Origin of the sequence: Nostoc sp. DedQUE09 (genome assembly GCF_034530915.1) — a bacterium.
Lineage (GTDB): Bacteria > Cyanobacteriota > Cyanobacteriia > Cyanobacteriales > Nostocaceae > Nostoc.
The window spans coordinates 31174-43843 of sequence record NZ_JAVRCE010000009.1; the positions used below are offsets into that span (position 1 = coordinate 31174).

The 12670-nt window shown below is 41.9% G+C and carries 12 protein-coding genes; 5 read left to right on the plus strand and 7 right to left on the minus strand.

Going from position 1 to position 12670, the window contains the following annotated elements:
- Positions 1-157 precede the first annotated feature (157 nt).
- The gene (locus RMY27_RS08160) at positions 158-535 is read right to left on the minus strand and encodes a hypothetical protein (protein ID WP_322662074.1); all 378 of its coding nucleotides are present in this window, start codon (positions 533-535) and stop codon (positions 158-160) included.
- A 429-nt stretch (positions 536-964) separates the two neighbouring features.
- Between RMY27_RS08160 and RMY27_RS08165 the strand changes: the two genes are divergently transcribed.
- Positions 965-1180, plus strand: coding sequence for a hypothetical protein (locus tag RMY27_RS08165; RefSeq protein ID WP_322662075.1), 216 nt, complete (start codon positions 965-967; stop codon positions 1178-1180).
- 198 nt (positions 1181-1378) lie between these two features.
- Here the strand turns inward: RMY27_RS08165 and RMY27_RS08170 are convergent, their stop codons facing one another.
- Entirely contained in the window at positions 1379-1756 is a 378-nt protein-coding gene (locus RMY27_RS08170; RefSeq protein WP_322662077.1) for a VOC family protein, read from the minus strand.
- A gap of 479 nt (positions 1757-2235) precedes the next feature.
- Between RMY27_RS08170 and RMY27_RS08175 the strand changes: the two genes are divergently transcribed.
- From RMY27_RS08175 to RMY27_RS08185, 3 genes are all read left to right on the plus strand, one after another.
- Positions 2236-2520 (plus strand): hypothetical protein, encoded by a 285-nt coding sequence (locus RMY27_RS08175; RefSeq protein ID WP_322662079.1) that lies wholly within the window; start codon positions 2236-2238, stop codon positions 2518-2520.
- A gap of 272 nt (positions 2521-2792) precedes the next feature.
- Positions 2793-4484, plus strand: coding sequence for a M3 family oligoendopeptidase (locus RMY27_RS08180; protein WP_322662081.1), 1692 nt, complete (start codon positions 2793-2795; stop codon positions 4482-4484).
- Positions 4485-4662: 178 nt separating this feature from the next.
- Positions 4663-4857: a hypothetical protein gene (locus tag RMY27_RS08185; protein WP_322662083.1), complete on the plus strand. Its 195-nt coding sequence runs from the start codon at positions 4663-4665 to the stop codon at positions 4855-4857.
- 21 nt (positions 4858-4878) lie between these two features.
- On the opposite strand, the gene RMY27_RS08190 is transcribed toward RMY27_RS08185, so the two are convergent.
- The 3 genes from RMY27_RS08190 to RMY27_RS08200 form a co-directional block, all read right to left on the minus strand.
- Positions 4879-5562, minus strand: a complete 684-nt coding sequence (locus RMY27_RS08190; RefSeq protein WP_322662085.1) for a DUF2834 domain-containing protein — start codon at positions 5560-5562, stop codon at positions 4879-4881.
- Positions 5563-5608: 46 nt separating this feature from the next.
- Complete coding sequence (locus RMY27_RS08195) at positions 5609-7285, minus strand: alpha-keto acid decarboxylase family protein (RefSeq protein ID WP_322662087.1); 1677 nt, start codon at positions 7283-7285, stop codon at positions 5609-5611.
- A gap of 352 nt (positions 7286-7637) precedes the next feature.
- Positions 7638-9569 carry a transglycosylase domain-containing protein gene (locus RMY27_RS08200; protein WP_322662089.1) on the minus strand — a complete coding sequence of 644 codons (1932 nt, stop codon included), beginning with the start codon at positions 9567-9569 and terminating at the stop codon, positions 7638-7640.
- A gap of 482 nt (positions 9570-10051) precedes the next feature.
- Between RMY27_RS08200 and RMY27_RS08205 the strand changes: the two genes are divergently transcribed.
- A complete protein-coding gene (locus RMY27_RS08205) occupies positions 10052-11029 on the plus strand; it encodes a hypothetical protein (RefSeq protein ID WP_322662091.1) in 978 nt (325 codons plus the stop codon).
- A gap of 273 nt (positions 11030-11302) precedes the next feature.
- Here RMY27_RS08205 and RMY27_RS08210 read toward each other — a convergent pair whose 3' ends face one another.
- Entirely contained in the window at positions 11303-11536 is a 234-nt protein-coding gene (locus RMY27_RS08210; protein ID WP_292717504.1) for an EF-hand domain-containing protein, read from the minus strand.
- 341 nt (positions 11537-11877) lie between these two features.
- On the minus strand, positions 11878-12627 hold the full coding sequence (locus tag RMY27_RS08215) for a gamma-glutamyl-gamma-aminobutyrate hydrolase family protein (RefSeq protein ID WP_322662094.1): 750 nt from the start codon (positions 12625-12627) through the stop codon (positions 11878-11880).
- Positions 12628-12670 lie beyond the last annotated feature (43 nt).

Here is a 12670-nt window from a genome sequence, read left to right on the forward strand (position 1 = left end):
TTGGTCGTCATCTGTACCGCAAAGTTGATGACGAAGGCAAGAATTTTGAAGGTGACAAAGTAGTTTACCGACATCAGTGGGTGGGAGCCATCGCCTTTTAGTTAATGGCATTATTAATGTGGTGGAAGAAAAAGATAACCAGCTAATCTCTTTGGAATTAGATCCATCGCCTCAACTCCGGTGATGTGCGGTCTGTGAGTCTAAAATTCGTAACTTTATGGTTGAGCAATACCTGCCCTCTATTTGATTCAATCACTTTGACTAAAGAATTGATTACATGCTCAAAATGCTGGGTTGGGTAAAATGCACCGACTTGATAGCCCTTGAACAAAGCGACCCAGGCATAAAACGAGAGTTGATTCGGAGGCAGCAGAAAATCAGGCCATTGCAGAGCCAATAGGGTTTGGGCGGCTTGGGGTAGCTGAAAGTCGAATACATCCTGAAGTGTGCTGTTGAGATATTGCACGGTACAAACCACTTCACCCGTATGTTGGAGCAGTTCAATTGGCTTAACTGGAGGAGCGAGTCTTTTCAAACCTGCGCTCGTTTTTTCGACATCGTTAACAAATTGGCGAATGCGATCACATCGTAGTTAATTGTTTAATACCACTTTAGAAGACGTTGATGCTTAAGTTCTCTTTCATCAGGAATAAACACCAGTTCATCAATAGGTAAACTTATAATAAAAAACATTGTGATGCCGCAATCTTCAGCATCAATTTCTCTTGATGCCGCCCGGAATTAGAGTAACTTCACTAGAGACAAACGTACCGGGAATTTGGGGGTTGCAGAGTTCCTGAAGCAACTAATTCTTCACAAGTGTTGCACTTGTTAACTGGGGTTGTATATTTGCGTGAGATTGCGTTGCAATTAATTCAACTTTGCCATGCTGGTAGTTCGACTAAACCCGAATTTGGATCAACGCCAATAGTATGTAGAAAAAGTTGCCCCTTAAGCAGATGTATTGACTTTATTGAAACAGGAGTCAGAAGCCATTCTGACCGAAAAAGCGGTGTTTCTCAGCGTCAAGCCAACTCTTAGAGAGGCAGTCTTGAATTGCAGATGTTACATCGTCGGCAGTGTCAAGAGAGCGCGATTGCCCCTTCCCAAATACGGCAAAACTATCGAACCTTGCAACAATAACGATCTAAAGATATGGTTGCCAGTTATGAATCTGTAAACCAATCGATTCTCCCAAAATTACCGAAAGTTCTGGTGATGTGAGCTATTGGAGTGATGAGTAGCGTGTTAGTGGAAAATCTGGGGTCAGACTTGTTTTACAAGCTTTTTTAGGCTCATGCACCACTAAGACAATTAGGTTAAATTGTGAATGAAATCATATTGCTGGCTAATTCCCCGGTTTAGCTGCAAATCCAGGTTAAGGCTGCGGATTTTGCCGAAGCCCTAACAAATTTCCGTCAATATCCTTGAAGGTGGATAATTGCACTCCGTGACCGACATCTGTAATTGGCCCAAGTTCAACTCCTTTTTCAGCCAGGCTTTGACGAGCAGTAACTATATCGTTGACAACAAAGGTATTGACGGTATTACCTGGTTCAACTGAGTTACTCAAGTTCAAGCCGATTGCAAAGCGTGGAATATCAGGAAAACTAAACTGTCTCCAGGTAGGTGTGTCATATTTTTCTTGAGGAACTAACCCAAGCTTAGACTTGTACCACTCGGCACTAGCTTCGAGATTAGTAACGTCTAGTTTAGTGACAAAACTATATTCACCAAAAGTGTTTTTCAATGTCATATTCTACTGTGCTAATCCAGAACTTCTGTAATATGGCTATTATAAGCTTTTTATCGTAATGTACTGCAAGTTTACCAGATGATAGTAGTTTAGTGTTACTCGTGTACTTTTACTCTAAAAGCCGCGCTCTTACAACATCTACGCACTCCAACAAAAGTTCAGCCACAGTGAGCTTTTTTCCACTACTGGAATTCTAAAGCGCATAACTTCATACAGCTTCTTAGATGTTGGAGGTTGCCAGTTGTAGTTCTGCTGTTCATACAAAGGCAGGTGAAGCGTGGGTTATGGTGTGTGTTGAGATGGGAGGATTTGACAGTGCAGCGAACCGAATAGATAAGTTCTAGTTTTAACGACTTGTGAGCATCTAAAAAGAGGCAATTATAAAGTAAGGTATCAATGTTAATTCTTTCCACTAACTTCTGAACTCTTCAGATTCAAGAAGCAATCCTTTTGCAGCCGTAGACGTGCCAATTTTAGATATGGAACTGAGCATAAAAATAGAAAAACCCATTCTGAAAAAGACAATTACAACAGATTTACCTCAACAGTTAGAGCCAGAAATTGAAATTCTTGAAACTCCAAAACCAGCATTAGAAGCCAAACAAAAACTAAAAGAGGGTAATGACAAGTTAGAGTATGTTTCTAACTATTACTATTCTCCAGTATTTGACAACCCTCAAATAAAATCAATTGAGAACTCAGAGTGGCAGGTGTCAGATATTTGGCGAGAAATTCGGGTAGATAGTTACTGCGATAGTTGGTAAGCTTTGAGCGCTAGCAATGATGTCAAATAGCAACCGGTGCTTTCCATAAATAATTTTTCTTGACTGGCTTGTATTTTATGAGGGTGATTTTGACCCAGTAATAGTCTTAACAGTATTTAACCGAATTTGTTATTAAATAATTGTATATTTTTTATTTTATGGCTTTACCAGAAAACCACACTTTTCACTAAATAGAAATTTAACTTTTCCTAAATAAAAATTTTCTATAAGTCACCGGATTGCTAAATGTTTATCGCAGAGGAGAATGATTGATGCAAGCTTCAGTAGATTACGCCGACATCACAGCAGAAACTCCAACTCTCTCAACCGTGACCGCCGAATACCAAGTTATCCAGATGCAATTTAACCAGGCTCAAACCTCTGAGCAACGAAAGTCCGTCATAGAGCAGTGGGATGCCTTGCGACGCAGACTAGATACATGGAAGGAACTCACGCGACTGCACTTTCACCAAGACACGCAAAACCCAGAGTACAAAACTGCTTTGGACTATTGCAACGAACTTTTGCCATCTCTGACCGCTCTTGAAGTAGACCTAAAACGGCAACTGCTCAACAGCCCCGATCGCGCCGAGTTAGAAAAAAGTTTGGGACGGCAAGCCTTTTTGCTATGGGAAGCAGATATTACGACCTTTGAATCGACGATCGCAGCAGATTTAGTCGAAGAATCCAAACTCAGCAATGAGTATACTGAACTGATCGCCTCAGCAAAGCTAGAGTTCCAGGGTGAGCAGGTGAATTTATCGGGTTTGCAACCTTATGTGCAAAGTAAAGATCGAGACGTTCGTCAGCAGGCAGAACATTGTCGCTGGCAGTTTTTTGAGCAGAATCAAGACCGCTTCGATCAACTGTTTGATCGATTGGTAAAACTGCGCGATCGCATGGCAAAAAAATTGGGCTACGAGAATTACATTGCGCTAGGATATCGCCGAATGCGACGGGTAGATTACGATCAAACCGATGTCGAGTACTATCGAGATCAAGTCGTTCAACAGGTCGTTCCTTTAGCGATCGAGCTAATTGGGCAACAGGCTCAACGGCTCAACCTAGACAGCGTGTATTTTTGGGATGAGTCTGTCTTTGATGCAGAAGGCAGTCCGGCTCCAATTGGGGATCATGATTGGATGCTGGAACGGGCACAAGAAATGTTTGATGCCATGCATCCATCCCTGGGTGGGTTTTTTAAGATGATGGTTGAGCGGCATTTACTGGATTTGCAAAACCGTCCTGGAAAAGCGGGAGGCGGATTCTGTACAACCTTCCCAAGCTATGATGTGCCCTACGTGTTCGCAAATTTTAATGGAACAAAAAACGACGTGCAGGTGTTCGCTCACGAGATGGGTCACGCTTTCCAAATGTGGCGAAGTCGCCATTTGCCAGTTTTTGATTACCTGTGGCCCACGCTAGAATCGTGTGAAATTCATTCCATGAGCTTAGAGTTTCTTACCAGATGGCAGATGGAAAAGTTTTTCGGCGAGCAAGCAAAGCGATTTCGTCGGCAGCATCTAGCCTGGTCAATTCTGTTTCTGCCTTATGGTGTGGCAGTGGATCATTTTCAGCATTTGGTCTATGCCAACCCAGAAGCAACACCACAAGAACGACATCAAATGTGGCAACAGATGGAAGCTCGTTATCTGCCTTGGCGAAATTATGGGGATTTGAAATATCTTAGCAAAGGCGGACTTTGGCAAGACAAACAGCACATCTACTGTTCGCCGTTTTACTACATTGATTATACTTTAGCTCTGTGTTGCGCGTTGCAGTTTTGGGTCAAAGCAGAAGAAGATTATGAAAAGACGCTAGCAGAGTATATTGCATTATGCGATCGCGGCGGTTCTGCGTCCTTTCGAGAATTAGTGCGCTCGGCAAATCTCATTTGTCCATTTGAACCTGGCGCACTTACTCAAGTCGTTGAAAAAGTGCGTTCCTCTTTGAAGGCTGGCTAATTGAAAAAGCTGAAATCGCCCAGTATGGATCGTCCATAATACCCATAGAACTTTTGCAGCATCGCTGTGTCAACTTTATCTATCTACAGACTGGGTGAGAGCCTAAATGGAAGTTTGAACAAGATGAAAAGCGATTGACCTTTCTGTTGACAGTTATCTGCGATTCGATAATTCAGAAGTGATTTTAGAGGCGGTCATTCAAGGAGCCGATGTAGTTCAATTTCCCAAATTTATCGCAGCCAAAGCGATCGCGCGTGGAGACCTCCAACCAATTCTTCAATCCTACGCGACCCAAGTTGGATTACCGATCTCCGTGTTGTACCCGCAAAAACGCTATCTCTATGCTAAAGTTCGCGTCTTGTTGAGTTTATGACAGAATTGATAGGTGCATTTGTCATAACAAGCTATTTGCTGTAGCATCACACTCTTTGAAAAAAGTTTCTGGTAATGACGGACGTAAACACAAATATACTAATGGCCCAAACAAAGGAAAAAGAGCAACCACCCAAAAAATACGTTTATCCTTGAGTCCTCGACGTGCCATATCATCATCAAATAATGAACTTATTGGAAATATCAAGCACATGAGACAGAAATCAAGACTGATAAGGTGAACGAAGGGTTTATGAAAAAACTGCTGAATATAATCTTCCCAGTTTCCAGCAATTACTGCATAGCCCAACAAACCAATAGTAGCAACTAGGAGACAAGCTCCTGTTGCTCGTTGTTCAAGAATTAAAAGCCACTGATCTTTTGTTCCATAGAATACTTGATTAGATTTACGAAATATTAAGTAAGGGAGAAGACAAATTACACCTGTAAAATTTGAGCCGATAAAATAAGGCCAAGCACGAAAGTTTTGCATTCTGCCATCAGCAAACATTAGGCAAGCGTAGATCATAGGCCAGATGCCCATCAAGCAGAAGATTGTTGGAATAATGGCGTTCAGTTTTTCCCATTGAAGCGTTAAAATCTTCCATCCTAAAAACCATGTGTCGGGTTGATCAACTGGGGCTAGCAAGATAGTATAAGTAACGAATCCCAGCCAGATAGCCCAAAGAATAGTTTTTCTCACCATAAGACCTCCATAGCATACTGAGTAATTGATGAGGCAGTATGTAGCTTTATTGCTGTAACATTTTCAACAGAACCTCTGGGCTGTCCATTTTATCCATGACAACCTCAATAAAAGCAAGTTGGTCATGGTTTTGTTGAGCTGTTTGTAATGCTTTGTCTAACTGGGATTCGGTACTAACTTTAATTCCCCAACCATTGCCAGCGAAAACCTTAGGGAGCTGATGATAATTCCAAGGTTGAATGTCGTTATAGGACATACGTTCACCGTGAATATCACGCTCTATAGTATATCCATCATTGTTGATCAAAAAAATAATCGGTTTTAGATTATAGCGTAAGATGGTTGAAAGTTCTTGTGCAGTCATTTGGAAAGACCCGTCACCAACCAGTAGGATAGAGCGACGTTGTGATGCAGCGATACCTGCGGTGGGCTTCGCCAACGCACAACCAAGTAATGAACCAACAGAGTAACCAATCGATCCCCAAAGTACTTGCCCAACGAAAGTAGCTCCTTTTGGTAAAGGAACGATAGAAGCGCCAAACAAACAAGTTCCAGTCTCAGCAACGATAATGTCATCTTCTTGGAGAAAATGAGCAAATCTATGCCAAAAATACTGCTGCGTAATCGGTGCCGAAGAGCCGCCAACGATAGGCTCTATAAAACCAGCATCTAAATTCTCTGTTGCTGATTTGAAATTCAGCGTTTGAGGATCGCGGCGCTGCAACCGTTGGCTTAAAGCAGAAAGCACATCTGCCATAGCGACATTGTTGTACAAAGCATGTTTAACTTTTACATAATCCCCATGCACTTCAATAGTTTGGCTGGGATCGAGTTTGGCAGAAAACTTGCCTGTGTTGAAATCAGTCATCAAAGCACCGATAGTTAAAACACAATCTGCCTGCTCAATACGTTTTCTGACAGATTCCTCACTGGCAGCACCATTATATATGCCGATGAATTGGGGATGGGTTTCTTCTAGCAATCCTTTTCCCATGTTCATCGTGGCATAAGGGTATCCAGTAGCTGTTAGCAATTCTCGCAATTGTTCATGCAAATGATAACGAGCTACACCAATATCAGCAAGAATCACAGGTTGGGAAGCTTTTTCTAGTATGTTTACAGAGACATCAATTATTTCGGCTATTGTAGCGTCATCACTTTGAAATACAGGGGGTATAAAGAAATCAGACGGTGCAGACACCTCAGCCAGAGCAACATCCATAGGTATGGAAATATAAACAGGTAACTTCTTCAGCAAACAGATACCTAAAACTCTGTCAATTTCCGTTGTTGCATTTTCGTTTGTTAAATATGCTTGAGCCACCGTTACCTGTTGATACATTCGGGCAAATATTGAAAAATCACCAGTACCAAGCGTATGATGGACAAGTGAACCAAGAGCTTGAATTTTAGTTGCAGGAGCGCCAGTAATCGCTACAACCGGAACGTGTTCAGCATAAGCGCCAGCAACACCATTAATAGCACTGAGTTCACCAACACCAAAGGTAGTTACTAACGCTGCAACACCATTAAGCCGGCCATAACCATCGGCAGCATAGGATGCGTTAAGTTCGTTGCAAGTAGGAATTAACTCGATGCCGTTGTGGTTAACAATGTAGTCGAGAAACTCCATATTGTAGTCTCCAGCAACGCCAAAGATATGCTTGATGCCGATTTGCTCCAGACGAAGCAATAAATAGTCGCTAACAGTAAACTTTGCCATTGTCCGAGCCAAAATTTTACCCCTTTAGGGTATGAAAACTTTAACTTAGATGCGTATCTCTGAAGTAAGAGCTAATTGGGAGGAACGTGATTTTGTGATGTCAAACTTTAAACCAGCGATCGCTAAATTACTTATTTAGTTTTGATGAGGTTTTGCTATCCAAGTCTCTACTGAGACGCAGTTTTTCTATTTCCTATTTGAGTTCTTCTATTGTTGCTTGCCGCTGATCTATAGCGAGTGCCGCAGTTGCGATCGTTTCTACCGGTTTCTAAATCAAATTCTCAAGAGCTTCAACCTGTGGCTTGGCTCTTTTGCATGACGATTTGTCAATTTCAAAAATCAAATAGAAGTCCTATATTTTAACCGGCTTAGGCCGAGGAAATTCAGAAGGCGGTTTAAATTTCATGACTGGTACATCCTTAACTGCCTTCTGCATAAAATCACGCCAGACGGGAGTAACCATACCTCCACCTGTGGCACCACTGGCTAATTGTTTGTTATCATCTCTTCCTACCCAAATAGCAGTTGTTAACTGGGGTACAGAACCAATAAACCAAATGTCCTTTTCGGAAGAAGTTGTACCCGTTTTACCTGCAACTGGCCTATCTAGTGCAGCACCTTTACCAGTACCATCAGTAACTACCGATTGCATCACATCTAACAATGAGGCTGATGCCCAAGGGTCAAGAACTAGCTGAGGTTTAGGAGTATTGTCTAACAATACATTGCCACTACTATCAGTAACACGGGCAATAGCTGTTGGAGGTGATTGCCAGCCATAATTTGCGAAGGTGGCATAAGCACTAGCCATTTCCAGTGGTGTTACACCAATTGCGCCTAATGGTAAAGAACTTACGACAACCATTGGACTGTTTATTCCCAAGGTACGGCAGGTGTCGATGACTGTATTCATTCCCACAGCTTTGCCAATCTTGACCGCAGGCACATTACGAGATAATGCTAAGGCAGTACGAATCGGCATTGCGCCCATAAAGCCACCATCGTAGTTCCGTGGATAGTACCAACCATCACCATCTCGATAGCTAACTGGAGCATCGATTACCGTTGTACTTGGTGTAAACTTACCACTAGCAAAAGCAGTATAGTAAACAAATGGCTTAAAAGCAGATCCAGGTTGACGCTGCGCTTGAGTTGCCCGGTTAAATTCACTCCTTTTTGAATCTATACCACCCACTAAAGCTTTGATAAAGTGCGTCCGAGGATCAATAGCTACTAAAGCCATTTGATTATTACGTAAACCCCGTCCTTCAAGGGTTTTATGCCACTCCTTAAGAGTTTCTTCTGCCATTAGTTGGAAGTTGGCATCTACTGTAGTTTGTACCCGCATTCCACCTTTGAGCAAGGCATCACGCCCAAACTTTTTAATTATTTCTTGGGCTACGGTATTGGTTACATAAGGAAGGGCACTACCTTGAAATGACCTGATTTTGCCAAGCTTGATTTCTTGCTGGAGAGCATCATTATATTCTCGCTGGCTAATCCATTTTATTGCCAGCATCCGTCCCAGCACTTCCTTTTGTTTTTGTTTTGCCTGTTTCATGTTCACAAACGGGCTAAATTCCTCTGGCGCTTGGATTAAACCCGCCATCATTGCAGATTCGCCCAGAGTCAAATTTGCTGCTGATTTGTCAAAGTAAGTTCGGGCTGCGGTTTGTACACCATAGTTATTGTGACCCCAGTACACTTGATTGAGGTACATTTCTAAAATCTGGTCTTTATCAAGAATTTGCTCTAACCGAATTGCCAGTACCGCTTCTGCTATTTTTCGAGTCAAAGCACGTTTTTTAGATAAAAATATATTTTTCACCAACTGCATGGTGATTGTAGAACCCCCCTCACGGACACTACCTGCTGTCCAGTTGACTAAGGCAGCACGGCCAATAGCAGCGGGGTTAATACCGTGGTGGTTGTAGAAGTGGCTATCTTCACTTGCTAATACTGCTCGTTTTAAATTCGGGGAAATTTCATCTAGCGGTACAATCTTTCTATTGGCTTCTCCATGTATACCTGCTAAAAGCTTACCTTTAATGTCATAGATATAAGTTGTTTCTTCTGGGAAGAAGTTTCTTAGTTGTCTAACATCTGGCAAATTACGAAAACTAACCGCTAAACCAACCAGTCCTCCAGCAATTACAGAACTTGCCAGCATAGTAATTGAGAGGAGAGTGGCACCAGCTACTTGACCTACTTCTTTCAAAAACTCGGAATTAGGTGCAATCCGAGTTTTTGGCTGCTGCTCTACAAAAGTATTAGACGAAGACACGGTATTTGTACCCCCGCACTTATAAATAAAATAAAAGTTTATTCCAGCAAATTTAGCCAGATAGCTTTTTGCATCTATCTATTATTCTGATAGTTGCAAACGTAAATAAATTGTCCGCTAGTTATGAAATAATCTATCTTTATGAAGAGTTTAATGGAGAAATAATTACAAATCTTCTACTCAAAGACAGAAATTACATCAATACCTTTGCCAATTTACGAGGCTGAGATGATGATACTTTAACCATTAACTCCATTTCTTTGAGGGTTGGCAAAAACAATCAGTCCTAAAAATTCCTTTAAGGTTTCCTACAAGGGTTTTTTAACGTATTGACGGCAGGATAAGGGTTTTAGATTCCAAACCACATTTTCATCAAACCGCTTATATATTCTTAATTTTGCCGTTTTTGCCAAAATTTATTTATCTAGGCTCTTATTTTGGCAAAGGTATTGTATATACTAATTAGGTTTAGGCAAGTTGTAATGATTAGTGGAATTTTTGAAAATTGTATTGGCTCAAAGAATGTTGAAGCCACCTTAAAATATTGGGCTGAGTTCGGTTATCGAGAGGTCAATAGAGGACAACTCTCAGCAGAACAGGCGGGGCTACTCTATGGTCATGCTTCAGATTTAACATCACTGCGACTACAAAATGGTAACTCATCAGATCATGGACTCGTGCGGGTGCTGTCTTGGCAACAACCTAGTAATCAAGGTTTAGGTCATACCTTGCCTGTAGTTGAGGGTAGCCGCTGGTTTGCTTCTCTGGTTCAAGATATTTATGCGCTCGCTGATGCTTTTAGCGATGATAAAACTAACGGGGGAGATTGGATTTACTCAGAACCAGTTCGGGCAATTGAGTTTACAGGCAATTTAGGATCTGGGTTATATAACCGCTTTGTCGGGGTGCGCGAAATGTTTGTGATTGGTTCCGAGACGCGACAGGCATTTTTTCAACGATATAACTATCATCGCCTTGGTTACGGCACAATTGATCCGAATTCCCCGCTATTGGTAAGCGAAGGAACTCACTCTAGTTTCATCGTCTCTGACCACAGCCTGACTTCTTTCTACGCAGAGGTTTTTGGACTTGTACCCCTGGAGAGTAACCCCAAGCGATCAGGTTATCAAAAACCCTCCACTCGTCAAATATTGATGCTTGATGAAGGACAGGAGTTTTGTCTTTCAGCTTTTACTTCACCCAAAACAAATGTCGGTCTTTTTCAAGTCTATAGCCCACTTTACCCTACACCAGATAAACGAGAATACTCTCAACCCGGTTCTTTGGGACTGAGCCTTTTCACTTATCAAGTTGATGACATTAGTGCTTTTCATCAACGTGTTACTGCTAGCGCTGCCACTAACGTTAGCCCAATTGTAACTAACGAATTTAGTGAACCGTCTTTTGGGTTAGTTGCACCAGATGGGATGTACTGGATAATTGTTGGACAAACACAATAGCCATTAACGCCGCCACAAAATTCAACCCGGCACTGAAGCCAGCAGCTGATGAATTAAAAAGTGCGCTCGCAATTACTAATGTCAGCGATGATGCATACCTTAAGCCTTGGACGGTCATTTTGGAAACAATAATGCCTTGCAAATGGCACGTCTACTTGTGTGGTCATCTCTTTTGTGCTAGCGAGTCACCAATGACCATGAAAATTGCAAATCCCTCAAAGCGTGGGCTAGAGAGGGATTTTTGGGTATTGGGTATTGGGTGTTAGGGATTGGCTAGTTTAAATTATTTGCTTTCTCAACTGCTTCTTTTAACTCTTCAAAGGTAATACTGCCGTCTTTGTCTGAATCATAATTTACTAGCAATTCCTGGGGGCTAGTGGTATTTGTTTCTGATGAAATGATTGCACTTAAGCCAGGACTTAAAAAAAGATCATTAATGGATACTTTGCCGTCTTGATCGCTATCTAAGGTATTAAAAAGAGATTGAAGCTCTTGCTCGGTTGTCATAAGTTTCTATCTGAATTAGTTTTTCAACTTAATATCTCATTAATCTCTGATTAATCTCTCAAAATTAAATAAACTTGTATCTTTAGATGTAGAAACGGCTATCGCTGGGGCTTAGATCGGGTGTACGCTGTGGGTTGCAGGTTTGGGTGTGGGGAATTAAGAAGATGTTGAACTTTTTGACGCACTCGCATTCAATTGTCTGGAACACACTCAGCCAACACCCTACCCCCAACACCCTGCCCTAAGGACATTTTAGTTTTTCTTCGTACTATTTGGTCATCTCCCCAGGCGTTGCCAGTATCGCCTCCAGTGCGACTATTTTCTGAATCAGCTTGCCTCCCTCATCTTTTCAACCAGTTCCGGGGTTGTTTTGTATGTGCAGCCTGAATGAGAGCTTGAAAAAGTCTTTGATGACTGGGATTGAGAATTGAAAGCTCAGGATGCCATTGCACACCAATTGCCCAAGGATGATGTTCATGCTCCACAGCTTCAATGACTCCATCATCCAAAGCATGAGCAACAACCCGCCAACCAGGTGGTACTTTATCTACTGCTTGATGATGCCAAGAAACTACAGATATGTGAGAATTCTGTAAACAGTCAGCTAAAAGGCTTTTTACATCTATCCTGACGAGATGTTCTGTAGGTAAACGTCGTCCAGGTTCAGGCTCTAGACGATGTAATACAGATGTACCGTAAACATCTGGAATGTGAGGAATTAGAGTACCCCCGCAGGCGACGGTGAGAATTTGTAAACCCCGGCAAATACCTAATATCGGCAGATGACGTTCAAGAGCAAACTTGCCAAGCTGCAATTCAAAAGCATCACGTTCGCGATCGACTGAATAGATAGTAGGATGAGCAAAACCGTTGTAGCAAGCAGGGTCAATATCTCCACCACCAGAGATGATTAAACCATCTAAAGAATCTAGAAGTATGGCAGGCTCAACTTCTCCTGGTGGTAATAATATGGGAATGCCACCTGCGGCACGGACTGCATCTATATATTCACTTGGCAGAGAAAATGGTAACGCTGCAAGGCGACCGTAAGTTGTAATCCCAATCAATGGTTTTTGAGATTTTCTACTCATCTTGATGCTATTTCACTATTTCGTCTAGCAGTTTTGTAAGATT

Bases quoted from the DNA above. Each gene is read 5' to 3' on its own strand.
- RMY27_RS08170 (WP_322662077.1), bottom strand. From the start codon at position 1,756: ATGACATTGAAAAACACTTTTGGTGAATATAGTTTTGTCACTAAACTA.
- RMY27_RS08180 (WP_322662081.1), top strand. From the start codon at position 2,793: ATGCAAGCTTCAGTAGATTACGCCGACATCACAGCAGAAACTCCAACT.
- RMY27_RS08210 (WP_292717504.1), bottom strand. From the start codon at position 11,536: ATGACAACCGAGCAAGAGCTTCAATCTCTTTTTAATACCTTAGATAGC.
- RMY27_RS08195 (WP_322662087.1), bottom strand. From the start codon at position 7,285: ATGGCAAAGTTTACTGTTAGCGACTATTTATTGCTTCGTCTGGAGCAA.
- RMY27_RS08215 (WP_322662094.1), bottom strand. From the start codon at position 12,627: ATGAGTAGAAAATCTCAAAAACCATTGATTGGGATTACAACTTACGGT.
- RMY27_RS08205 (WP_322662091.1), top strand. From the start codon at position 10,052: ATGATTAGTGGAATTTTTGAAAATTGTATTGGCTCAAAGAATGTTGAA.
- RMY27_RS08190 (WP_322662085.1), bottom strand. From the start codon at position 5,562: ATGGTGAGAAAAACTATTCTTTGGGCTATCTGGCTGGGATTCGTTACT.
- RMY27_RS08175 (WP_322662079.1), top strand. From the start codon at position 2,236: ATGGAACTGAGCATAAAAATAGAAAAACCCATTCTGAAAAAGACAATT.